The organism is Chitinophaga sp. HK235 (assembly GCF_018255755.1).
GTDB lineage: Bacteria > Bacteroidota > Bacteroidia > Chitinophagales > Chitinophagaceae > Chitinophaga.
In genome coordinates this window covers 4,130,910-4,154,159 of sequence record NZ_CP073766.1, presented here as the reverse complement: position 1 = coordinate 4,154,159, position 23,250 = coordinate 4,130,910, and the positions used below count along the sequence as shown (strand labels likewise).

The window sequence follows — 23,250 nt, the reverse complement described above, 5'->3', positions numbered from 1 at the left end:
AAAATCAAAATGTACAGTCCGTTTTTTTTATATTTTTTTTTCCTGATCATCGGCTGCTTCGGTTGATGGGGTGCTGGAATCCTTTGTGGCAGCACCTTTCCACTTGAGCAGCACTTCTTCTTCGATGGAGCGGATATGCAGATCACGTTGTGGGAAAGGAAGTTCTATGCCGGCTTTGTTGAGAGCGTCATAGATAAAAGTCAGCACCCGGCTTTGTAGTGCGCCGGCGTTGCCGAGGTCGGAGATCCAGAAATACACCTGGAAATTGATGGCGTTGTCGGCGAACTGGGACAGCTGTACAACCGGTTCTGGCGAGGCGAGTATCCCTTCCTGGTCGGTGAAGGCGCTTTTGATGATGGCGGTCACCTGTTCGATATTGCTGCCGTAACCTACGCCCAGCATGAAGTTGACGCGACGGGCACGGTTGGTCAGGGTCCAGTTGATGAGTTGTTGGGAGATGAGGTCGGCATTGGGTACTACAACGGTAGAACCGTCATAGGCGGAGATTTTACTCGAACGGATACCTATCTCTTTTACAATACCGGAGCGGGGACCAACCTCTATCACATCACCTACTTCTATAGGTTTTTCAAAAGCCAGGATGATACCGGATACGAGGTTGTTGACGATGTTCTGTAAACCGAAGCCAATGCCTACGCTGAGGGCGCCGATAACGATCGTGAGTTTGTCCATGGGTATGCCAGAGGCGGCGAAGGCCAGCAGAATACCGCCGGCGAGTACGGCCAGCCTCAGCAATAGCAGCGTGGAGCCAAACCGTGGTTTCTGTGTCGGGGTGGCGCTCTGGCCGGTATTGCCAAACATATAGGCGATCAGCTGGGAGGCTACAAAGGCAACCCATATGACCAGCACAAAAATGATCACGCTGCTGAAGGTGAAGTCTGAATTGCCGATATGGCGACTGGTAGAAAGAAACTGGCTGATATCGGCAGAAATAGCATCATACAGATAAAGGTTGCGGGCTACGATGATGAGCCAGCCAACGAAAGCCAGCGCGGTCAGGAATGTCTTCAGTTTGGTTTGCACATCCTGGTAGTCCATAAAGGAGATGAAAGTGCTGGAGTTTTTGTTGGCTTCTACCTGGAGAAAAACCGCTTCCAGTAATATCTTCACCAGTACATAAAGGTTCAGGGCCATAACAGTATTCACAACCGCGCTGGACCCGAAAATCTTGGCGCTGCCTACACGTGCCAGCAGTACCATCAACAGGGAGAATGCACTGGTGGCGATGAATATCTTGATAACAGGCCGGGTATATTTTGGCTGGGCAAAACTAATGAGGGTGGTTTCCTTCAACAGGCGGAAACCCAGCAATATACAGAGAACAGCGCTGATGAGCAGGCCCCATTGCTCGGCATAAGTTACTTCTATCAGCAGGTTGTTGAGAGAATAAACGAACAGCAGTACCATCAATAGTTGCCAATGCCGGAACAGTGTTTTGGGTAGATCGGTTTTGAAGAGATAGGTGAGCGCAAACATAGTGAGCGCCCAGATGATCTCGGTGTAAAGGATAGGGTAGCGGACAGACAGTACCGATGACAATGTAGTCACGAAAATAATGGTGCAGGCTATCGGATGCCGGTGTACATACCGGGCATGCTGCAGGATGGCTTCCGCCTCCTGTTCAGGATGGTTGCGCCGCACATGACGCACATTACTCCGTATCCATAAGGCAAAGAGGGTGGCAAGGAGTATCCATACGATGAATATCGGCCACTGTATGGAGAAGAAGATGGTCAGCACACGGGTGCTTTTGTGAAGAGAACGATGTACTACCGGAAAAAATTCCAGTGGGTTGATACTGTCGCGATGCGGTTTCCAGATGTAGCGGTAGTCCTTCGAAAACATATCGGCAGAAAACTGCTCCAGCCGGTAATCACTGTCTTCCAGCAGATTGGACACATCAATATAGCGGTTGGCGATCTTGTTTTGCAACAGCCCTATTTTGATCAGGTTGATTTTATTGGCACTGTCTACTGACCGGTATTTGACGATCAGGCGGGTGAGTTGTCCTATGTAGAAGCCATATAACTCATCTTCTGCTGGAATACTGCGCATGGAGGTATCCTGGCGCAGGGAATGTAGCGTGTCGTTGATGGCTACCAGCTGGTTATAATACGAAAAGAGATTGTTCTGCCAGCCGCTGAGTTTACGCTGTAGTTGTTCGAGCATCACCTTGTTGGTGTAAATATCGTTGACGTTGGGAGTACGCCCCAGCCCGGCGATATTCTCGCGGATAAGTGCCAGGGATGTATCTATCAGCGGTATCTCCTTACTGATGTTTACAGTGTCGAATCCGCGGCGCAGGCTGCTCATCAGCTGATTGAGCAGCAACGTATAACTTTCTATCCGGCTGATGATAACTGCAACAGCGGTATCAGATTTTTTGAGTTTGGAGGTGTCCTGGGCCAGCTTGCTGATATTTTTGCGGATAGTGGCACTGTCTATGGTCACCATGTGAATAGTGCCGGGGATGGGGGTGTTTTTTTTGCGCTGCGCGCTGAGGGGTAAGGTGATGATCAGCAGAAGGAACACCAGCAAGGGCCGGCAGCAACGCTGCAATATGGATATAACCTTAATGGACATATGAATAGTGTGGGAACGGATGATATCCCTTACAGGAACGTTTTTTATGCCTAAATGTTTGACACGCCAGAACATTTCCTTTACCTGTCCGTTAAGTTTTTGGGGCATATGCCCTGAATGCTTGTGAGGTAGATATTTACGCAGTAATTTGTAGGAATCGAAAACTCGTTTATGAAAAGAGAAGCTATCGTTGCAGCCCTGAGAAAAGACCTGGAGCCATGGGATGTTATTGTGGCCGGTGGTGGTGCTACCGGCCTCGGTGCCGCCCTGGAGGCTGTCACCAGAGGATATCGTACCCTGCTGCTGGAACAGGCCGACTTCGCGGCCTCCACTTCCAGTAAAAGCACCAAACTCGTACATGGAGGTGTCCGTTACCTGGCACAGGGCGATGTGTCCCTGGTAAGAGAAGCCAGCATTGAACGTGGCCGCCTTGCCCGCAACGCCCCCCACCTCGTCCGTAACCTCAGCTTCGTTATCCCCACTTTCAACGCCTGGGAAAACATAAAGTATACGATCGGCCTTAAAATGTACGACTGGCTGGCCGGACATCTCAGCCTTGGCAAGTCGGTACACATCTCCCGCAAGGATACCCTGGATAAACTCACTACCCTGAAAAAAGATCACCTCGCCGGCGGCGTCCTGTACCACGATGGCCAGTTCGATGACAGCCGGCTCGCCATCAACCTGGCCCAGACCATCTCCGATAAAGGCGGCACTGTGCTGAACTACATGAAAATCACCAGCCTCCGCAAGGATGAAGAAGGAAATATCAGCGGACTGACGGTAAGGGATACACTAAATGATGGCCCGGAAATTTTCCTCAATACCAAAGCGGTAATCAATGCCACCGGTGTTTTTGCAGATGATATCCTGGAAATGGACAACCCCGACGCACCGAAATCCATCGCGGCAAGTCAGGGTGTTCATGTGGTACTCGACAGCAGTTTCCTGCCCGGCCACAATGCACTCATGATACCGTCTACCAGCGATGGCCGTGTGTTGTTTGTGGTGCCCTGGCACAATAAGGTGGTAGTAGGTACCACGGATACACCGGTCAATCACATCAGTCTCGAACCCCATGCGCTGGAAGCTGAAATCAACTTTATCCTGCAAACAGCCGGACAATACCTCGTCCGGGCACCCCAACGCAGCGATGTACGCAGCGTATGGGCAGGCCTGCGACCACTGGCTGCTGCCAGAGCAGAAGGACATAAAACCAAAGAGATCTCCCGCAGCCATAAAATCATCGTGGCCGCCTCCGGCCTGATCACTATCATTGGCGGTAAATGGACTACCTACCGCCGCATGGGGGAAGATGTGCTACATCAACTGGAAAAATCCCTGCGCTGGAAACAAACAGAATCCCAAACCCAGGAAATGCTGGTTCATGGCGCCACTCCTAATGTCAACTGGGACGATCCCTGGTATTTCTACGGCAGCGATGCACTGCATCTGCATCAGTTGGTAGCCACCCAGCCTGATATGCAGGAAGTACTGAGTGAACCATATCATATTTTAAAAGCACAGGTAGTATGGGCTGTAAGAGAAGAAATGGCCCGGAATATTGCGGATTTCCTGGCCAGAAGGGTACGCCTCCTGTTTCTGGATGCCAGGGAAGCTTTACGTATAGCCCCCGCCGTTGCCGCTATCATGGCAACTGAACTGATTAAAGATGAACGTTGGGTAAACGAACAACTGCAAACCTTCGAAACCCTCGCCAAAGGGTATATTTTATCCTGATGGATGATTTAGGGATTTTGAGAAAATCTCTCAATCCCTAAATCACAAAATCGTAAATCAAAAATCTACATCCACTTTACTTTCTCTGCCAATGGTTTGATTCGTTTTCCTGGTTGTGCCGGTTCGTCGGTATAACCCAGGTAAAAGAATCCCAGCACCTGGTCATCATCTCCCAGGCCCAGATAATCCTGCATGGCAGGGTGGTAGGTCATACCACCTGAACCCCAGTAGGCGGCAATGCCCTGAGCAGTGGCACCCAGCCACATGTTCTGCACGGCACAGGATACTGCTGCAATTTCTTCTATCACAGGAATTTTAGGATTGCTGCCCCGTTTCATGCAGATGGCAATAACATGAGAGGCCAGGTTACCCTGGTCTTTCAGTTTGTCGTAGTTGCCGGCGATGAACTTGTCGGCAGCAGTATGTTGTTTGTACAGGTCGGCATGGTCAGCACAAAACTGCTGCACTTTGTCTCCACTGTAAACAATAAAATGCCAGGGCTCTGTATAGCCATGGGTAGGGGCCCAGTCAGCCAGCTGCAGCAGCTGCTGTATAGTATCGTCAGCCACTTTTTTACCGTTCATGCTGGTGGGCTTCACCGTACGGCGGGAGGCAATTATTTTTTCCAGATAACTGGTCGTTGTATTTACTTCCATGATCTTGTTTTAATCGGTTAAATGTTTTCCAGAGCGGTTTTCATGTCTGCCGGTAGTTTCATGACTTTCCGGAGGTTATAGTCAAAGCATATCATGCCGGTTTTGGCATCGGCGATAGTAATGGACTGGCCATTGCGCTGGGTGGTAATATGATAGAACAACTCGAAGCCAAACGGACTGTATTCCCCGGCGGCCATCTCCACGGTGAAGATATCTCCGTGAAAACCTTCGCCTTTATAGGCAACGGCCACGTCGGTCATAATCAGGCCGGTATGGGCTTCAAGGTCCAGTTCTTTGTAGCCGGCCTGCTGCACGAACTGCATACGGGCTTCGTGCATAATAGACAGGATGGCATCATTGCCTACATGTCCTCCATAGTTAACATCCTGTATCCTGATGGGTATCGTTGTGCTGAATCCGAGTTTTTCCGGTAAGTCTATTTTTATTCTTGCCATTATTTTTTAGGTAGATGGTTTTGATTTAGAGATTTTTTGATTTATGATTTTTTGATGTAGGGGATGATTTCATTTTAAATCCCAAAATCCCGAAATCAAAAAATCCATAAATGATCAGGCGGGTAATGATTGCAGGAAGGCTACGAATTTCTCGAAGGCCCGGCCCCGGTGGCTGTATTGGTTTTTTTCTGTCAGGTCCATTTGGGCAAAGGAACGGTCAGCTCCTTCCGGAATAAAGATGGGATCGTAGCCGAAGCCTTTTTCTCCCATGGTATGGGTGCTGATATGCCCCTGGCTGACACCTTCAAACTGGTATTCCTTGCCGTCCAGTATTAGGGAGATGACGGTGCGGAAACGGGCTGCCCTGTTGGTGATACCTTCCATTTCAGTCAGCACTTTGGCAATATTGTCGGACGCCAGCTTCTGTTCTCCGGCATAGCGGGCGCTTAATACACCCGGAGCGCCCTGAAGGGCATCTATTTCCAGGCCGGTATCTTCCGCAAAGCAGTTCTGTCCTGTCATCCGGTGGATGGTGCCGGATTTCTCCCGGGCATTCTCCTCCAGCGTATCGTGTGGCTCAGGAATATCGATATCAATACCGGCTTCATGCAGGGTAATGATCTCAAAGTGATCACCCAGCATGGAGCGGAATTCTTTAACCTTGTTCTCGTTATTGGTGGCAAAAATCAGTTTCATCTTCAAATAGAAAAAAAAATTATATAATAACCTAAATACCTAATAGTTGTTTTAATCCGGCCCATAATTTGGCTTTCAGTATTTTGTCGGCCCCGATCAGCTGGAGCTCGTCAGAAAGCAGCAGGGTAGTGGAATTGACAGTCACTATCTGATACAATGGTGCATCAGCAAGCCCTAACGGTCCCGATGCTGTGCCAAATACAATGGCCTTCTCTATTTTTACGGCAGACTGCCAGTCAGCAAAGCCCAGTTGAGGGTAGTGGGAGGTGTTAATAAGCGACACATCCTGCATGCTTAGTTTACAGGCATTTAATATATTGGTAAGGAGGTTGAATAATTCATCATTTAAGTAGGCTTCATTTTCGTTTTGTATGAAGAGCGCAATGTTTTTTTGATTTTCTCCTAAATATTTGACTTTCGGCACCTCAATTTGCTGCGCTGCAACCGGCATGCTTTTCCCGGGAATGATGGGCTGGGTGAAGATTTTAGCCAGATAATACGGATCAAGTTCCAATTGCTCGAGCGACATATTATTATGATTTAATTTAATATTAAAGTCCGGCGTAGGGAAAAATCAGTTTATTTGCACTGCCGTAGGCCGCAACTGCGCCCTACCCCGGGACGAAAGTGTAAAAATATTGAGATAAAATTGATTAACCATGATGGTAGCTAAATCAACAGTAAAGGAAGAAGCATTACAGAAGATCAAAGTCACAAAAACTACGCATAGCCGTTTAAGTGAAGTAGATTTTAATAATCTGGTATTCGGTAAAAAGTATGCAGACCACATGCTGGTAGCTGATTTTGATGGAAAAGCGTGGGTGAATGCCGAAATCATGCCTTTTCAGAACTTTTCTGTAAGTCCTTCCAATGCAGCCTGGCACTATGGACAGGCTATCTTCGAGGGCATCAAAGCCTATAAGGATCCTCAGGACAACCCGATGATTTTCAGGCCTTATGATAACTACAGAAGATTTAATACCTCCGCGGAAAGAATGGGTATGCCCGAAGTTCCCGAGTGGCTGTTTATTGGTGGCTTGGACATGCTGATAGATCTGGACCGCAACTGGATCCCTACAGGACCTGGCTGTTCCCTCTATCTGCGTCCTTTTATGATTGCCGCTGATGAGTTTATTGGTGTACGTCCTTCCGATACCTATCGTTTTGCCATTATCAATTCTCCATCCGGACCGTATTTTAATAAGCCAATCAAACTGCTGGTGCAGGACAAATACGTACGTGCTTTCCCGGGTGGTGTTGGATATGCTAAAGCTGCGGGTAACTATGGTGGTACCATGTATCCTACCATGCAGGCCAAAAAGCAGGGCTACGACCAGATTCTCTGGGTAGATGGCTACGAACACAAATACCTGCAGGAATGCGGTACCATGAACGTATTCGTGATCATCGGCAATACGGCCATCACACCTGACCTGTCTCAGGGCACTATCCTGGAAGGGGTAACCCGCGCCAGCGTAATCGACCTGCTCAAAGACCTGGGCCTCACAGTGGAAGAAAGACCTGTTTCTATTGATGAAGTAGTGAACGCCTATAAAAACGGTACCCTTAAAGAAGTATTCGGTACTGGTACCGCCGCTGCACTGGCTTATGTAGAACAACTGGATTACCTCGATACTGAGATCAAACTGGATACTACCACCTACAAAACCGGAGCTGAAGTTATCCGCCGTCTCGATGCCATCCGTACCGGCCGTGAAGAGGATAACCGTCACTGGAATTACCATGTAGGCAATGAATAAAAGGATTACATATTATTAAAATAATGAAAATAGGGCGTTTAAAACAGCCCTATTTTTTTATGGTAGTTTCTGAAGGAAATCATACCTTTGCAGTCCGGATTTTTGATGTCCTCTTTTTACCAAGATAGATTAACCAATCTCCGACTACAAGGAAATTCAAAGCCGGTAAAAAATATTCGAAACAATTTTGTTATTCACATTTATAGTTTTACCTTTGCCCTCCCAAAATCCCTTATGGGAAATTTGGATGTCATTGTAAACCGACATAAAAAACTAGGTAAAGAATGCCTACTATACAACAATTAGTAAGAAAAGGAAGAGAAATTATCCGGGCTAAGTCCAAGTCCAGGGCATTAGATAGCTGCCCTCAGCGTCGCGGTGTTTGTACTCGTGTGTACACAACCACGCCTAAAAAACCTAACTCCGCTTTACGTAAAGTGGCAAAGGTTCGTTTGACCAATAAAGTTGAGGTGATCGCTTATATCCCAGGTGAAGGTCACAACCTGCAGGAGCACTCTATCGTACTGATCCGTGGTGGTAGGGTAAAAGACTTACCAGGTGTTCGTTATCACATTGTTCGCGGTTCCCTGGATACTGCCGGTGTGAAAGACAGAAAGCAGAGCCGTTCCAAATATGGTACTAAAAAGGAAAAGGCTAAAAAATAATCAATTATAAATAGTCGTAATTTTCAATAATGAGAAAGCAAGCTGCAAAAAAATTGCCTCTGGCTCCGGATCCTCGGTTTAACGACAAGCTGGTAACACGCTTCGTTAATAACGTAATGGAACAAGGAAAGAAGAGCATTGCCTATAAAATTTTCTACGATGCTGTGGATAAGGTGAGCCAGATGACCGGAGAAAACGGTTATGAGGTTTGGAGAAAAGCATTAAACAATGTTACTCCTGCTGTTGAAGTTAGAAGCCGCCGTATCGGTGGTGCTACCTTCCAGATCCCTGCTGAGGTTCGTCCTGATAGGAAAGTTTCCCTGAGCATCAAATGGCTGGTTCGTTTCGCTGGTGAAAGAAACGGTAAGAGCATGGCAGATAAGCTGGCCAACGAAATCGTAGCAGCAAGCAAAGGTGAAGGCGCAGCGTTCAAGAAAAAAGAAGATACTCACCGCATGGCGGAAGCTAACAAAGCTTTCTCTCACTTCAGAGTATAGTTTTAGCCCTCACGGGCAACTCAATATATTTGGCAAACAGTTCCTCTTCGGAGCTGTTTGCCTTTTTATGTGTGGATAAACACTGCTTTTGATGTGAATAACCCCTGCATTACCCCGTTGATAAACTAAGTCCCCCACCACCATAGCGGATTTGCAAGAACATCATTTAACATGATCTGAATGTGGATAACTATGGAATTCCTGCATAAACAGTCCGGTATTTCAGCCGCTTTTCCCCCGGACACAAAAAAGCCGTCAGGAGATCCCGACGGCCTTTGCTAATTGGGTAGTATACTGCTTATCTCACATTGACCAATACTTTAATCTTCCCGGTTTCACCGGAAAACTCCTGTAATGCCTTGCCGATGGCCTGGCCGGTTTTCAGAACACTCAGATCAGCTTTCATCGCATAACCCGGTCTGCTCGCAGTAACCAGGATATCTCCACGATGAATCGGACCGTTTTCATTGCATACCTTGGTAGGAATCACACCAACCACGCCCAACGGCACTTTGTTGGAAAGGTCGGCATCTATTTCTTCTTCCGACATGAGCACACCTGGCTTAGTTGCATAAACACCTACCACCAGGGAGGAATATGCGCCGGTAGTTTTTTCAAGGGTACGGTCTGTTCCTGTAGCAATCCCCATCACATCACCTGGCTCGTATTCTTGTCTCCTGCCGGTTACATCAAAGGCTTCTGCCATGTCCGCACCACCCATTTGAGTGCCCCCGTTAAAGAACCCCATACCGCTATTGTCTATGCGGACTTTTCTATTACCATTACCGGTTTTAAAAAGCAGAAAGTCGCTGTTGAACCCTACTTGGCTAACAACGAAAGCTGTACCCAGTCCATTATTGGTTAGTTCTACCACGGGGCTGCCACTGGCCCAGTTGGAATTAATAAAGTAGCCAGCCCTGCCTGAACCGGAGTTGTTGGAGTTTACTGCATCTCCCGACCCTGTACAACTTGTATTAATACCATGACCATTTTTTGAAACTGTCTGGAGAGCATCTCCGGATCCATTCGCAGTAGACCACACGATAGTACCACTACCATTATTTGTTATACTGAAAAGAGTACTGTTGCTATTTTCAGTCGTAGCATAGGGCAGTGTAAGAACGCAATTGGCCGCCAGCCATTGGGTACCGTCAAACTTGAGGTACTGATTTAAGAGAGGAATTGCGCTGCTCACTGCTTTACCTTGTAGCGCTCTGACTGTGGGACCGGGATAGGTACCGCCTAAATCTCCTGACGCAGGTATGCCATTCATATTGCCGGCCTGTCCCTGAGGACCCTGAGGGCCAGTTGGTCCTTGCGGGCCCTGTGGGCCTGTAGCGCCAATAGCACCTGTAGCACCCTGAGGGCCGGTATCACCTTTCGCGCCGGGTGCTCCTGGTTGTCCTGGAATACCCGGTGAACCTTGCGCCCCCTGTGGCCCCATGTCGCCTTTGGGCCCCTGGAGGCCGGGTGCTCCTTTATCTCCCTTTTCGCCCTGTGGCCCTGTATTGCCCGGATCTCCTTGTACTCCTTGTACTCCTTGTATGCCGGGTTCACCCTTATCACCCGGATCACCTTTGGCTCCTGGAAGTCCCATTGCTCCTGGCATGCCCGGTAACCCTTGAGTTCCTTGTGGGCCTTGAAGTCCAGGTTCTCCCTGGTCTCCTTTTTCACCCTGTGGCCCCGTATCGCCCGGATCACCTTTGTCCCCTGGCATCCCCTGCGGACCTTGGGCTCCAGGTTCTCCTTTGTCTCCCTTTTCGCCTTGTACCCCTGCTGGTCCTGTGTCTCCCTGGTCACCCTTGGCACCTGGTGTTCCAGCTGGGCCCTGTGGCCCGGGGGCGCCTGTTACTCCGGGTAATCCCGGAATACCAGCTGGACCCTGTGGTCCTACAGCTCCGGCTGGCCCTTGTGGACCTGCATTGCCTGTGGGGCCGGGATCACCTTTAGGCCCTGTAGCGCCTGGGGCTGAGTTGGCTGCATACAAAGCAAATGGTACGCTCGCAAAGGGAGAGGTGCCCAGTTCCTGATAACTGCCACCATCTGTGGAGGCTTCCACTTTGATGAATTGATTGGCGTTTGCCCAGGGAATTGTACTGAAATGACCGCTGCTAGGGGTTCCTGCACCGATCTGTAAAGTAAAGAGCCCTAACTGGTTGGTGGTAGTGTTGTGCGTTTCCTGGTATTGTACAGGGCCGGATGGAGAGCCTCCCAAAATGGTGATTCTCACGTTTATATTTTCATTGGCCAGCATAGTGCCATTTCCATTCCTGGCCACTGCCTGGTAGTTGATCGTTTTAAGCCCGTTTTGTGCATAGAGCTGTAAAGAGAATAGCGTGCAGCAAATGATAAACAAGTATCTTTTTGTCATAACTGGTGTTTTATACAGTAATTGCTTAATGTGTTATATCGGGGGTTACAGTAGCGGTAGTATGTCTGCCGATGTTGTACATCAGTGAAAATTTCAGGGTTCTTCTTTCGCGTAAACTGTTGGAAGTGGGGATGAGGTAAGCCATATCCAGCTCCAGATTGGCCACTCTTACACCGAGGCCGCTGGTAAAATGTTGCCGGTAACCCTTATTGGGATGCTCATAAAAGTAGCCGGTCCGTACAAAGAAGGATTGTCTGTAGGCGTACTCAAGGCCACTGCCAATTGTAAACTCCCGTAGTTCTTCCTGGAAACCTCCGGGCGCATCCCCAAATGAGGAGAAAATGGCGTTGACAACACTCCGGTCCGGGTCTTTGCCTTTTGATATCTGGCCGGAGCTGTCATAGATGGGCGGGGTAGGAACAAGTAATTTGTTGATGTCTACCGCTACGGTAAACTCATGGTCACTGGTATGTACAAACGTATAACTGCCACCTATCCGCAGGTTCATAGGCAAAAAGCTTTTCTGGCGGCTGTCGTCAGTATACGAAAGTTTAGTACCGATGTTGGTAATGCTGATACCAAAACAATACCGGTTGCCGAAATCCAGATAATCCTTGCTGTTCTGATAATAGTAGCTGACATCACCCGCTACAGCAGAGGCCGGCTTTTGCTGTAATCCGTTGAAAGAGCCTTGCCCAAGCTGACTGCGGATGTAACGCATACTGATGGCCATCGACATATGTTCTCCCAGCTTGCGGGAATATGCTCCGTCTATGGCAAATTCCCGGGGAGAGTAGTTCTGGAGCGTGGTACCGTTTTCATCCCGGAAGGTGACTTCCCCGTAATTAAAGTATTTCATGGAAGCCCCGATACCTTCGTTGGCATTCAGGTTCTTGTAGGCTGATACAAAAGCCATGTTTGACTTGTAATTGTTCAGCTCCCACATCCAGGGCGAGTAGGTGGCACTCACGCCCCAGTCTCCTGCAAATACAATTTTGGCCGCATTGGCAAAAATGGAATTGGCGTCCGGACTAATGCCTGTGGCTGCATCACCCATACCGCTTGACCTGGCGTCGGGGTTTACCTGCAGAAAACTCGCACCGATATTAGCTGGCTGCTGGGTCGTTTTTTGTGCATGAACGGCTGGTATGGCAGCCAGCATGCCGGAAAAAAGAAGAATTATTCGATCAGGTTTCATGATTACGACATTTAATTACTGCACAATGAGTTTTTCGAAGTAAATGCTGACACCCACTTTCAGCACAACCGTATAGATCCCTGCTGCAAAATGGTTGACCGGTATCACTACCGTGGATTTACCCTGGCCCACCTGATGTAGCTTGTTATACAAGGTTTGTCCTGCAGTATTGAGTATCAGAATGTTAATCGTTGCATCAGCCAGCATCTCAAACTGTAGTTTTACACTGGTGAGGGCCGGGTTGGGAAACAGTATGTAGTTTTTTACAGGACTCTTCCCGGGTGGAAGGGGAGGAAGCTCGTATGGTTGCTGAAATCCCTGTGTCAGCAGAAGCCGTCCGTCTGTAATAGGCAGCACAACCGGTTCCCCTATCGTATATTGAATCAATACCTGATTGAGGTTACCACTGCCGCCATTACTGCCAACGACCTGCCTGTTCAGGATCAGTTGCGCGTCCGCTTGGGTGCATAGCGCTGCCAGCACCATCAGCGCAATAGTGCACTTGGAGATAAACGATGTCATAAATTGTGGAGTTAAAAGGTGTGTATAAGCAATGGAAAGCTGTTTCCGACACCGGAAATGAACGTCCGGCACCGAAAAATGAATGAAAACGAAACAGCCACCTTATTGATTAGGAGGAATGTACAGATGTAGCCATAAATTTTTCACTTTTGGAATGAATAGATAGATAACGAAATGGTGAATAGATGATGAACAGAAATAGATAAATACGGAAATCGACCTAAGATCAGAATCGATCCAGGCAGGGTATGGATATGGCAAAATTTTGATAAGCAGGTATGAATAAAGCCAATTAATCTTCTGGGGGGAATGCTACCAGACAATTTCTACATGACAATATACGTGTGTGAAATGGAACTTGGGGATTATGCTATAAGCGATCGATAATAACACGAATATCAACGAATTATCGATCTGAGCAAATGTCTACTTTTCCAATGGCTGGTTTTGACTGAAAAATGGTAGATATCAGTATAAAACTGGCTAAAACAATTAAAGCTATTTTGATTTAAATTAATGTGTTGAAACGCCCGTGCTTGTTAAAAAGAAATAACAATTGCGCAATATCGCGCGTTTTATTTATTGCTAAAAATAAATTACCTTTGCCCCCCAAATTGCATTATTTAGTCATTTTAATATTATGGCAGACTTAAGATTTCAAAGGAACTTTGGTATTGCGGCGCACATCGATGCGGGTAAAACCACTACCACAGAGCGTATCCTGTATTACACAGGTAAATCCCACAAAATTGGTGAGGTGCACGAAGGTGCTGCCACCATGGACTGGATGGCACAGGAGCAGGAGAGAGGTATTACCATCACATCTGCTGCTACCACTTGTTTTTGGAATTTCCCAACCTTACAAGGTAAAGCTCTTCCGGATACTAAGCAATTTAAATTCAACATCATCGATACCCCAGGCCACGTGGACTTCACCGTTGAGGTAGAACGCTCTCTGCGTGTACTGGACGGTCTGGTAGCACTGTTCTGCGCCGTATCCGGTGTTGAACCTCAGTCTGAAACCGTTTGGCGCCAGGCTAACCGCTACCGCGTACCCCGTATCGGTTTCGTTAACAAAATGGACCGTTCCGGTGCCGACTTCCTGAATGTGGTAAAACAGGTAAAAGAAATGCTGGGTGCTAACCCCGTTCCTTTAACCCTGCCTATCGGTGCTGAAGATACTTTCAAAGGTGTGGTTGACCTGATCACCATGAAAGGTATCATCTGGGACGAAGAAGGTAAAGGTGCTACTTACCAGGAAATCGAAATTCCTGCCGATATGAAAGAAGAGGCAGAAGAATGGAGAGCTAAACTGGTAGAAGCTGTTGCTGAATACGACGATACCCTGATGGAGAAATTCTTCGAAGATCCTAACTCTATCTCCGAAGCTGAAATCCACGAAGCTATCCGTAAAGCAACCATCGACATCGCTATCATCCCAATGATGTGCGGTTCTTCCTTCAAAAACAAAGGTGTTCAGAAAATGCTGGATGCGGTTTGCCGTTACCTGCCTTCTCCAATGGACATCGAAGCAGTTAAAGGTACAGACCCTGACACTGGCGCTGAAATCGAACGTAAACCAGACGCAAAAGAACCATTCTCTGCCCTGGCGTTCAAAATCATGACCGATCCTTTCGTAGGTCGTCTGGCATTCTTCCGCGCTTACTCCGGTCACCTGGATGCAGGTTCCTACATCCTGAACACACGTACCGGCAAAAACGAGCGTATCAGCCGTATCATGCAGATGCACGCTAACAAGCAGAACCCCGTTGACTTCATCGAAGCTGGTGATATCGGCGCTGCTGTTGGTTTTAAAGATATCAAAACCGGTGACACCCTCTGCGATGAAAACAATCCGATCATCCTGGAATCTATGACATTCCCTGAACCGGTAATCGACATCGCTATCGAGCCTAAAACTCAGGCCGACGTTGATAAAATGGGTATGGCCATCGCTAAACTGGTAGAAGAAGATCCTACCCTGAAAGCTAAAACCGACGAAGAAACCGGTCAAACCGTACTGAGCGGTATGGGTGAGCTGCACCTCGAAATCATTCTTGACCGTATGCGTCGCGAATTCAAGGTGGAAGTTAACCAGGGTGCTCCGCAGGTTGCCTACAAAGAAGCCCTGACTTCCAAAATAGAACACCGCGAGGTATTCAAAAAACAAACTGGTGGTCGCGGTAAATTCGCTGATATCCAGGTGGAAATCGGACCTGCTGATGCAGAATGGATGAAAGAAAACGATGGTAAATCTTTCCAGTTCATCAACGATATCTTCGGTGGTGCTATCCCGAAAGAATTTATCCCTGCTGTCCAGAAAGGTTTCGAACAATCCATGAGCCAGGGTGTACTGGCTAACTTCCCGCTGGTAAACCTGAGAGTACGTTTGTTCGACGGATCTTACCACCAGGTGGATTCTGACGCAATGTCCTTCGAATTGTGCGCCAAACAAGCTTTCCGTGAAGCTGCCCGCAAAGCTAAACCAGTTCTGCTGGAGCCTATCATGAAAGTGGAAGTACAAACTCCTGACCAGTACATGGGTGACGTTACCGGTGACCTCAACCGCCGTCGCGGTATGCTGGAAGGTATGGACTCCAAAAATGGTGTACAGGTTATCAAAGCCAAAGTTCCTTTGAGCGAAATGTTCGGTTACGTAACGCAGCTGCGTTCACTGTCTTCCGGCCGTGCGAGCTCTATCATGGAATTCTCCCACTACGCTCCGGCTCCGAACGCCGTAGCCGAAGAGGTGATCGCGAAAGTAAAAGGTAAAGTAAACGCCTAATACATATTTTTTCGATAGAAAAAGGTTGTCCTGCGTAAGCGGGACAACCTTTTTTACTTACATGAACATGCTATTGCCAATTGCCCTTTTTTCGATAAATTGAGGGAACATAACCTGCAACTGAACGTACTTTTTGCCAAATGCCAGGGTCCTGCTCTTCAGGACCTTTTTTTATTGATTTTCTTTCCAAGCACTAGGGGGTACTATCTTTTTTTTCGTCATACTAGGGAAAATGCAAACTAACAGAGCCTGTATTTTTTATTACTGATAGCCGACTTAACCACAATATGTATCTGGAATTAATACAAGTACCTCCTGCAACTGTTAAATACGAAACGGGTGAGCAGATTGCACTGGCACCCGGCCTGGATGTGATTCTGCCCTGTTGGAACCCATCAGGACCCTGGGTGGAATCGCTGATTAGGCATTATCACGAGGTAGTCCGCCTCATGGGCGATGTCCCTGTCCAGCTGATCCTGGTCAATGATGGCTCGCTCCGCAACTTCACCAGCCAGCATATATCCTGGCTCGAAGCTGCTATTCCCGGTATTATCATCGTCAGCTATGAACAGAACCGCGGTAAAGGATACGCTGTCAGAGAAGGGGTTAAAAACGCCCGCCACGCATTCCAGGTATATACCGATCTCGATTTCCCCTTCGGTGTCGACGCTGTCAGAAAAGCATATGACCAGCTTCAGAAGGGCCTCGATGTGGTAGCTGGTGAAAGAGGCGCCGCCTATCTCCGGGAACTGCCCCGTAAAAGACGCATCATTACCCGCATCAGTCGTATGCTTAACAAAACAGTGCTCCGCCTCAAGGTAAACGATGCCCAGGCCGGCCTCAAAGGATTTAACGCCCACGGAAAATCTGTTCTCCTCAATACCACCATCGACGGTTTCCTGTATGATAGCGAATTCCTCTACAAAGCAGGTAAAAATCCCCGCCTCAAAATTGGCGCAGTTGATGTATTTTGCCGCCCCGGAATCAGCTTCAGCGCCTTTAGAATTAAACTGCTGCTGAAAGAACTTAGAAATTATTGCCGGATTATTATCAGTGCTAACTAACTATGAATCAGGAGAAAAGGATATTGATCAGTGTAGACGTGGAAGAATTTGATATCCCCGAAGAATTTGGACGCCAGGTACCCCTGCAGGAAAAACTGGAAATATCCAGAAAAGGCCTGCAAACAACCCTCGACCTTTTTGATAAATACAACGTACGAGCCACCTTTTTTATCACCGCCTACTGGGCCCAGCATTACCCGGAACTCATCAGACAGGTGGCCGCCAAACATGAGATCGCTTCTCATGCCTATTATCACAGCTCTTTTTCCGATGCCGACCTGGAAGGGTCGCGTCTCGCCCTGCAGGAAATCAGTGGCCAGCAGGTCCGCGGATTCCGCATGCCCCGCCTCCGGAAAGTCAACCTCCAGGCCCTTAAGGAAGCCGGATACCTCTACGACGCTTCCCTTAACCCTACCTGGCTGCCCGGTCGTTACAACAACAGACATCTACCCCGGACCATGTTCCGTGATAACAACATCTGGATCATCCCTTCTTCCGTTTCCCCCCTCATCCGCTACCCTGTGTTCTGGCTCAGTGTTAAAAACGCCCCCCTGTGGATAACCCGCCACTTCAGTAAAACCATCCTCAGAAAGGACAACTACCTCTCTTTTTATTTTCACCCCTGGGAACTGGTGGATATCCGCAATTATGCCCTCCCTTCCTATATCAGTCGCATCTCCGGCAATAAAATGGAACAGAAAATGGAAGGATTCCTGCAATTCCTTCAGCAGCAAGGCCGTTTTTGCGCCCATATCGATATGCTGTGACCTGGTGTTGAAAACTTGTGCAGATTAGTCCGGGTACCCAGCTCAACAACATCAAAGGTTGATTGTTATAGCTTATATGATAAACTTAAATATTATGGGCAAAGAAGCCGATTATGATATTTTTTTAAGTTTTTTTTAACAAGGTGAAAGCTATATAATTCATTTTCAGTAGTTTTGTTGCAGTTAAGAAATGCATGTGTTTGTGATTGTTTGAAACGCTTCCTCATACCCAAATTATCCCCTGCCGCTAAGATCGTCTGGTTCATCGTCCAAATGTGAAATATCATTGGCTATGGCTGTAAAACTCAAATCCTGATTTGGGTTTCGGCCTATGGGCATATTTATTCATTCAGTATGTTAAATGTTAAAACTAAAAAGCACACTATGAAAAAAATTCGTCTCTTAACCCTTATTGCACTCGGAGTACTGGTGGGATCAACCGTTAAAGCACAGATCCAGAAGGGAAATATTATGATCGGTAGCAGTCTGACCAACCTCGGTCTTAATTTCCAGAAAGAAAGCACGGTTTTCAGCTTTGATCTTACCCCAAAAGTCGGGTGGTTTATAAAAGACGGACTGGCAGTTGGCGGATACGTGGATTTTGGTCTGACAACAAACAATCCCGGTACTAATACCCGCTATGGTGCTGGTGCCTTCGGCCGTTATTTCTTTGAAGATAAAAATATCAGAAAGCTCGAATTCTCCAAGAGAGCAAGGTTCTTCGTGGAAGCCAATGTTGGCTTTGCGGGAACCAATATTGCCAACGGAGCTTCTACCAATGGCCTGGGCATTGGTGTTGGCCCTGGTCTGGCTTATTTTATCACGCCAAACGTATCGCTGGAGGGACTCCTGAAATACGACCTTACTATTGGTTTCGGCAGCTCTACTACCTCTCACAGACTCAATCTGGGCGTAGGTTTCCAGATTTATCTGCCTTCTGCAAAGGCTAAAGCCATTTACAAGGAAGAAAGAGGTGGCAAATAACTCGCTGGCAAGCAAAAAAACGACAAAAACAAGCAAAAATGGAGGAACTGGCAGACATCGCTGATGGCGGCCGGTTCCTTTTTAGTTAGGATTCCTGCTGTATTGAATGGAGTGAACAGGGAGATGATAAATGAACCGATTGAATAATAATTGAATAATGAATAGCGATTACATTTGTAGTGTATCCAGTTAATATTGGTTACTGGGATTGCCGAAAACCATGAAAAGAGTAGGCATTATTTTTTAAATTATTTGTTATGGAATGGGAAAAATTTATCTGGTGGCTCATCAAATTTATTCTCTGTCATCTTCGTGATGATGATGATCATGAACATGGTCATCGCGGATAATAATCCGTTGAATGATTCTGGGATTGCCGAAAACCATAAAAAGAGTAGGCATTATGTTTTAAATTGTTTGTTATGAGCTTCGAAGAATTTATCAGACTGCTCCTCAGACTCTTAGCTTGCCACTGTCACCATCGCGATGATGATGATGATGATCGCGATCGCTGCCATCATCGTGGTTAATGCCCGATGAGCTTTGCTCTTAACCCCAGCTTGTTTGCCACCCCAGACCGCACGAACAATGAGAATGCCGAAAACCATGTAAAAGCGTAGCTGAGATTAAAACATTTTTTCTATGGTCATCGTGTACTCTTTACCTGTAAAAAGGTTGTAATGCGTTGCTGATGTCCGCACTGGGCGGCATTTGGCGGAAGAGCTTTTGTGTTTGTTACCCGCAGAGCCATGACTAACGTCATGGCTTTTTTTTGTTTAGTTCGGTATCCGAATGAATAAAATGAATGGCTTACTTAGGAATGGATTAATTGGAACGTTGTTTTTTGATTGGAAGCCCCTATTTTGCGGTGTGGTCAGAACCTGAATGGCCATTGGGGATGCTGAAAACCAATAACAGAGTAAGCACTTTAATCTTAACCATTTTTGTATGTTAAACACAATTCTTGCTGCCATCCTGAAATTTCTTCAGACAGTGATGGGTGCCCTGTAATCCCTGCAAATTCAGGGTTTTAATGCTTATTTACCCTGTGATTGCCGAAACAATTTTTTACATGTAATTCAGAAGCCGTTGCTGCAGCAACGGCTTCTGTGTTTTATGAAGGACTCCTTCCATTTTATGATTTTTTATGTATGAAGGACGTCGTGATAGAGCTGGATATAACCTGCTACTGTAAAATGAAATTAGCGTGTTCAGCGGATTGAACGGAAATGCATTTGATGTCAATGAAATGAATAAAATGAACGTATGTTATTCTCCGGATAGGATTTACTTTTATCTTGTTGGTTGCTCCTATGAAACCAATTGGGATTGCCGAAAACCATAAAAAGAGTAGGCATAACAGGTGTAATTCCATTCCTTATGAATTTACTCAACCAACTGCTCCAATCGATCATTGCACTGCTGCAATCTCTGCTGGGAGGTCTGTAATCAATGATCCTCCGCGTAAGGGAATCAGTCGCTATAAGTGCACTTATTTTCTCTTGCAACGTATTGCTCCGGGCCACAGGTAACCCGGAGCTTTTTTATGCCCGGAAGGGTGGGGAAGAGGATAGTTTGTCGCTTTATGCAAGGCATATTCCAATATGCTCCCGATATACGATGGCAACCACCGCCAGTCCGCTATGGTATTGTGATGAACACAATGACCAAACTAGTTGATGATGAATGAAATGAGCTCATGCATATTGAGAGATAGCTATTAATTTGACCCCGGATATTGAAACTCCAACTGGGATTGCCGAAAACCAGTCGATAGAGTAGGCATTAATCTTGAAAAACCTATAAACCATGGATTTGCTCAATCAACTGCTGACCCTGATTTTAAATCTGTTAAAATCTTTATTAGGTGGTATTGGTAACACCAAGCCTCTGTAAGAGGAGCTGGATACTACCGTATCTGCTTTAACTAATTAGAAACCGCTTTATTTTGCTACAGGTTCAAATGGCAGAATGAGGCGGTTTTCTTTTGGTGCCACCTCTGCCTATGCTGCTACTTTTCTACTCCTGATTCCGGAACCCCCCCGCTGAACGAAAAATTTTTTGTTTTGATTTTTGTTTTCCTATATTTGTCGAAATCAGCATGTCAACTAAGCGTAAGACTTAATACGCACAAAATGAATGTTTTCGGAGGTTTAATTTCATAAAAATCCTCTCACTATAATCCCCCTTTCCGTGACCATGGCATACTTTGCCAGGTATCTTTTATTTTTTTCCTGAGAATTATTTGCCAATTAAAAAAAACCGGGTTACCTTTGCCCTCCCAATTTGTAACGGGAAAAAACACTGAAGAAGTTCATTGCATATGTCTCAGAGAATAAGAATCAAGCTGAAGTCCTACGATCATAACCTGGTAGATAAGTCTGCTGAGAAGATCGTTAAAACCGTGCGTAACACGGGCGCCGTGGTAACAGGTCCAATTCCTTTACCTACAGAGAAGAAAATTTTTACGGTACTGCGTTCTCCGCACGTAAATAAGAAAGCGCGCGAGCAGTTCCAGCTCTGCACTCACAAACGTTTACTGGATATCTATACCTCCTCTTCCAGGACCGTTGATGCACTGAGCAAGCTGGATTTACCTTCTGGCGTAGAAGTTGAAATTAAAGCATAAGGACAACAGCAAGGCTGGGCAAAAGGCCCGCCTTTTATTGATTTATGGTTACTGATTGATTATCAGTTAGTAACAATTTTAACAAAAACACATAGGTCGCGCCTTCTGGGCGGCCGCCCAATAAAGTATTTAAACCGCCCATCCTGGGGATAGCTAGAAATCCCCCAGGCGCTGGGTAAAATCATATAAAAAATGAAAGGTATTATTGGTAAAAAGATTGGTATGACCAGTATCTTCGAGGCCAATGGTAAGCAAACTGCTTGTACCATTATCGAAGCAGGTCCCAACGTTGTAACTCAGGTAAAAAACCTGGAATCAGATGGTTACAATGCAATTCAGGTTTCTTTCGGCGACAAGAAAGAAAAACACACCACAAAAGCAGAGCTCAATCACTTCGCGAAAGCAAGCACCTCTCCCAAACGTTTTGTTAAAGAATTCCGTAACCCGGACGTACAGAAAGCCCTCGGTGAAACAATCACCTGCGAAATCTTCGCTGAAGGTGAATCTATTGACGTAGTAGGCACTTCCAAAGGTAAAGGCTTCCAGGGTGTTGTTAAACGCCACGGATTTAGCGGTGTGGGTGAAGCTACCCACGGCCAGCACGACAGAAGCAGAGCTCCTGGTTCTGTTGGTGGTTCCTCTTATCCTTCCCGCGTTTTCAAGGGTATGCGTATGGCCGGCCAGACAGGTAACGAAAGAGTGAAAGTGAAAGGGCTGAAAATCCTGAAAATATTCCCTGAAAAGAATTATATCCTGGTAAGTGGTTCCGTTCCCGGCCACAATGGTTCAATCGTTTTAATCCAGAAGTAACATGCAAGTTGATATTTTAAATATAGAAGGTAAGAAAACCGGAAGGTCCATCGAACTTCCTGAAGAGATCTTTGGTGTGGAACCTAACAACCACGTGATCTACCTGGCTGTTAAACAGTATCTCGCCGCTCAGCGTCAGGGTACTCACAAGGTGAAAACCAGAGCTGAAGTAAAAGGTGCTTCCCGCAAACTGCACAAACAAAAAGGTACTGGTGGTGCCCGTAAAGGTAACATCCGTAACCCGCTCTATAAAGGTGGTGGTACCATCTTCGGACCTAAACCTCACGGTTGGGGTATCAAACTGAACAGAAAAGTAAAAGATCTCGCTAAGATCTCCGCCCTGTCAGTAAAAGCTAAGGAAAACAGCATCATCATCGTTGAAGATCTGGCACTCCAGGCTCCTAAAACCAAACAATTCGTTGGTATCTTAAAGAACCTCAACATCAATGTAGACGGTAAGAAGACTATGTTCATCACTCCCGAATACAATGACAACGTTTATCTGTCTTTAAGAAACATCCCTACTGTTGACGGTGCTATGCTGAGCGATATCAATACTTACGATATCATGAACAGCAACTACATCGTGTTCACAGAAAGTGCTGCAAAAATCTTCACTGAAGAGCCTGCAGAAGCATAAGGGTTGAAAACCAATTAAATAACAAAGCTACAAGCTCACAGCTTAAAAGCTATAAGCTATAAGAAGATGAAACTTTCAGACGTTTTAATCAAACCGGTAGTATCCGAAAAGGTGAACAAATCCACCGAAAAATTCAACCGCTTCTACTTCATCGTTGACAAAAAAGCCAACAAACTGGAGATCAAAAAAGCAGTGGAAGAATTCTACGGTGTGTCTGTACAGGATGTTAATACTGCCGTAATGCCAGGTAAAGCAAAATTCCGCTTTACTAAAGCTGGCTTCATCGCAGGGAAAAAACCGTCTTACAAAAAGGCGATCATCACCCTCGCAGCTGGTGAAACTATAGATCTGTATGCTAACATGTAGTGCCTTTCCGGCCTAAACAGCCGGGAGATGGATGTATATAC

General features: G+C 46.6%; 20 protein-coding genes. 12 read left to right on the top strand and 8 right to left on the bottom strand.

What is annotated here, in order from left to right; all coding sequences use genetic code 11:
• Positions 1–27: 27 nt before the first annotated feature.
• Complete coding sequence (locus KD145_RS15115; RefSeq protein WP_212006658.1) at positions 28–2,712, bottom strand: mechanosensitive ion channel family protein; 2,685 nt, start codon at positions 2,710–2,712, stop codon at positions 28–30.
• Between the two features lie 63 nt (positions 2,713–2,775).
• Here KD145_RS15115 and KD145_RS15110 point away from each other — a divergent pair, with 63 nt between their 5' ends.
• On the top strand, positions 2,776–4,344 hold the full coding sequence (locus KD145_RS15110) for a glycerol-3-phosphate dehydrogenase/oxidase (protein ID WP_212006657.1): 1,569 nt from the start codon (positions 2,776–2,778) through the stop codon (positions 4,342–4,344).
• Between the two features lie 65 nt (positions 4,345–4,409).
• Here KD145_RS15110 and KD145_RS15105 read toward each other — a convergent pair whose 3' ends face one another.
• The 4 genes from KD145_RS15105 to KD145_RS15090 form a co-directional block, all read right to left on the bottom strand.
• Positions 4,410–5,000: a nitroreductase gene (locus KD145_RS15105; protein ID WP_212006656.1), complete on the bottom strand. Its 591-nt coding sequence runs from the start codon at positions 4,998–5,000 to the stop codon at positions 4,410–4,412.
• Between the two features lie 17 nt (positions 5,001–5,017).
• Positions 5,018–5,455 carry a thioesterase family protein gene (locus KD145_RS15100; protein ID WP_212006655.1) on the bottom strand — a complete coding sequence of 146 codons (438 nt, stop codon included), beginning with the start codon at positions 5,453–5,455 and terminating at the stop codon, positions 5,018–5,020.
• A gap of 114 nt (positions 5,456–5,569) precedes the next feature.
• Positions 5,570–6,151 (bottom strand): RdgB/HAM1 family non-canonical purine NTP pyrophosphatase, encoded by a 582-nt coding sequence (rdgB, locus tag KD145_RS15095; RefSeq protein ID WP_212006654.1) that lies wholly within the window; start codon positions 6,149–6,151, stop codon positions 5,570–5,572.
• Positions 6,152–6,182: 31 nt separating this feature from the next.
• The gene (locus KD145_RS15090; protein ID WP_212006653.1) at positions 6,183–6,680 is read right to left on the bottom strand and encodes a hypothetical protein; all 498 of its coding nucleotides are present in this window, start codon (positions 6,678–6,680) and stop codon (positions 6,183–6,185) included.
• Between the two features lie 130 nt (positions 6,681–6,810).
• Here KD145_RS15090 and KD145_RS15085 point away from each other — a divergent pair, with 130 nt between their 5' ends.
• The 3 genes from KD145_RS15085 (at position 6,811) to rpsG (ending at position 9,073) form a co-directional block, all read left to right on the top strand.
• The gene (locus tag KD145_RS15085) at positions 6,811–7,911 is read left to right on the top strand and encodes a branched-chain amino acid aminotransferase (RefSeq protein ID WP_212006652.1); all 1,101 of its coding nucleotides are present in this window, start codon (positions 6,811–6,813) and stop codon (positions 7,909–7,911) included.
• 284 nt (positions 7,912–8,195) lie between these two features.
• Entirely contained in the window at positions 8,196–8,576 is a 381-nt protein-coding gene (gene rpsL, locus KD145_RS15080; RefSeq protein WP_012789278.1) for a 30S ribosomal protein S12, read from the top strand.
• Positions 8,577–8,602: 26 nt separating this feature from the next.
• On the top strand, positions 8,603–9,073 hold the full coding sequence (rpsG, locus tag KD145_RS15075; protein WP_374223534.1) for a 30S ribosomal protein S7: 471 nt from the start codon (positions 8,603–8,605) through the stop codon (positions 9,071–9,073).
• Between the two features lie 298 nt (positions 9,074–9,371).
• Here rpsG and KD145_RS15070 read toward each other — a convergent pair whose 3' ends face one another.
• Genes KD145_RS15070 through KD145_RS15060 form a run of 3 tightly spaced genes read right to left on the bottom strand, consistent with a single transcriptional unit; the run spans position 9,372 to position 13,164 of the window.
• A complete protein-coding gene (locus KD145_RS15070) occupies positions 9,372–11,444 on the bottom strand; it encodes a hypothetical protein (protein ID WP_212006651.1) in 2,073 nt (690 codons plus the stop codon).
• A 25-nt stretch (positions 11,445–11,469) separates the two neighbouring features.
• On the bottom strand, positions 11,470–12,642 hold the full coding sequence (porV, locus tag KD145_RS15065) for a type IX secretion system outer membrane channel protein PorV (RefSeq protein WP_212006650.1): 1,173 nt from the start codon (positions 12,640–12,642) through the stop codon (positions 11,470–11,472).
• A gap of 15 nt (positions 12,643–12,657) precedes the next feature.
• A complete protein-coding gene (locus KD145_RS15060) occupies positions 12,658–13,164 on the bottom strand; it encodes a T9SS type A sorting domain-containing protein (RefSeq protein WP_212006649.1) in 507 nt (168 codons plus the stop codon).
• 640 nt (positions 13,165–13,804) lie between these two features.
• On the opposite strand from KD145_RS15060, the gene fusA reads away from it, so the two are divergent.
• From fusA to rplW, 8 genes are all read left to right on the top strand, one after another.
• Entirely contained in the window at positions 13,805–15,949 is a 2,145-nt protein-coding gene (fusA, locus tag KD145_RS15055) for an elongation factor G (RefSeq protein WP_212006648.1), read from the top strand.
• Between the two features lie 287 nt (positions 15,950–16,236).
• Positions 16,237–17,013, top strand: a complete 777-nt coding sequence (locus tag KD145_RS15050) for a glycosyltransferase (RefSeq protein ID WP_212006647.1) — start codon at positions 16,237–16,239, stop codon at positions 17,011–17,013.
• A 2-nt stretch (positions 17,014–17,015) separates the two neighbouring features.
• Positions 17,016–17,780 (top strand): polysaccharide deacetylase family protein, encoded by a 765-nt coding sequence (locus KD145_RS15045; RefSeq protein ID WP_212006646.1) that lies wholly within the window; start codon positions 17,016–17,018, stop codon positions 17,778–17,780.
• A gap of 384 nt (positions 17,781–18,164) precedes the next feature.
• The gene (locus KD145_RS15040; protein WP_212006645.1) at positions 18,165–18,764 is read left to right on the top strand and encodes a hypothetical protein; all 600 of its coding nucleotides are present in this window, start codon (positions 18,165–18,167) and stop codon (positions 18,762–18,764) included.
• Between the two features lie 2,323 nt (positions 18,765–21,087).
• Complete coding sequence (gene rpsJ, locus KD145_RS15035; protein ID WP_012789286.1) at positions 21,088–21,393, top strand: 30S ribosomal protein S10; 306 nt, start codon at positions 21,088–21,090, stop codon at positions 21,391–21,393.
• Positions 21,394–21,585: 192 nt separating this feature from the next.
• A complete protein-coding gene (gene rplC, locus KD145_RS15030; protein ID WP_212006644.1) occupies positions 21,586–22,203 on the top strand; it encodes a 50S ribosomal protein L3 in 618 nt (205 codons plus the stop codon).
• 1 nt (position 22,204) lies between these two features.
• Positions 22,205–22,843, top strand: a complete 639-nt coding sequence (gene rplD, locus KD145_RS15025; RefSeq protein ID WP_212006643.1) for a 50S ribosomal protein L4 — start codon at positions 22,205–22,207, stop codon at positions 22,841–22,843.
• A 66-nt stretch (positions 22,844–22,909) separates the two neighbouring features.
• Positions 22,910–23,209 (top strand): 50S ribosomal protein L23, encoded by a 300-nt coding sequence (rplW, locus tag KD145_RS15020; protein ID WP_113617126.1) that lies wholly within the window; start codon positions 22,910–22,912, stop codon positions 23,207–23,209.
• Positions 23,210–23,250 lie beyond the last annotated feature (41 nt).

Excerpts from the sequence above, each read along its gene's own strand:
- KD145_RS15115 (WP_212006658.1), bottom strand. The coding sequence starts at position 2,712 with ATGCCCCAAAAACTTAACGGACAGGTAAAGGAAATGTTCTGGCGTGTC.
- KD145_RS15110 (WP_212006657.1), top strand. The coding sequence starts at position 2,776 with ATGAAAAGAGAAGCTATCGTTGCAGCCCTGAGAAAAGACCTGGAGCCA.
- KD145_RS15105 (WP_212006656.1), bottom strand. The coding sequence starts at position 5,000 with ATGGAAGTAAATACAACGACCAGTTATCTGGAAAAAATAATTGCCTCC.
- KD145_RS15100 (WP_212006655.1), bottom strand. The coding sequence starts at position 5,455 with ATGGCAAGAATAAAAATAGACTTACCGGAAAAACTCGGATTCAGCACA.
- rdgB (WP_212006654.1), bottom strand. The coding sequence starts at position 6,151 with ATGAAACTGATTTTTGCCACCAATAACGAGAACAAGGTTAAAGAATTC.
- KD145_RS15090 (WP_212006653.1), bottom strand. The coding sequence starts at position 6,680 with ATGTCGCTCGAGCAATTGGAACTTGATCCGTATTATCTGGCTAAAATC.
- KD145_RS15085 (WP_212006652.1), top strand. The coding sequence starts at position 6,811 with ATGATGGTAGCTAAATCAACAGTAAAGGAAGAAGCATTACAGAAGATC.
- rpsL (WP_012789278.1), top strand. The coding sequence starts at position 8,196 with ATGCCTACTATACAACAATTAGTAAGAAAAGGAAGAGAAATTATCCGG.
- KD145_RS15070 (WP_212006651.1), bottom strand. The coding sequence starts at position 11,444 with ATGACAAAAAGATACTTGTTTATCATTTGCTGCACGCTATTCTCTTTA.
- porV (WP_212006650.1), bottom strand. The coding sequence starts at position 12,642 with ATGAAACCTGATCGAATAATTCTTCTTTTTTCCGGCATGCTGGCTGCC.
- KD145_RS15060 (WP_212006649.1), bottom strand. The coding sequence starts at position 13,164 with ATGACATCGTTTATCTCCAAGTGCACTATTGCGCTGATGGTGCTGGCA.
- fusA (WP_212006648.1), top strand. The coding sequence starts at position 13,805 with ATGGCAGACTTAAGATTTCAAAGGAACTTTGGTATTGCGGCGCACATC.
- KD145_RS15050 (WP_212006647.1), top strand. The coding sequence starts at position 16,237 with ATGTATCTGGAATTAATACAAGTACCTCCTGCAACTGTTAAATACGAA.
- KD145_RS15045 (WP_212006646.1), top strand. The coding sequence starts at position 17,016 with ATGAATCAGGAGAAAAGGATATTGATCAGTGTAGACGTGGAAGAATTT.
- KD145_RS15040 (WP_212006645.1), top strand. The coding sequence starts at position 18,165 with ATGAAAAAAATTCGTCTCTTAACCCTTATTGCACTCGGAGTACTGGTG.
- rpsJ (WP_012789286.1), top strand. The coding sequence starts at position 21,088 with ATGTCTCAGAGAATAAGAATCAAGCTGAAGTCCTACGATCATAACCTG.
- rplC (WP_212006644.1), top strand. The coding sequence starts at position 21,586 with ATGAAAGGTATTATTGGTAAAAAGATTGGTATGACCAGTATCTTCGAG.
- rplD (WP_212006643.1), top strand. The coding sequence starts at position 22,205 with ATGCAAGTTGATATTTTAAATATAGAAGGTAAGAAAACCGGAAGGTCC.
- rplW (WP_113617126.1), top strand. The coding sequence starts at position 22,910 with ATGAAACTTTCAGACGTTTTAATCAAACCGGTAGTATCCGAAAAGGTG.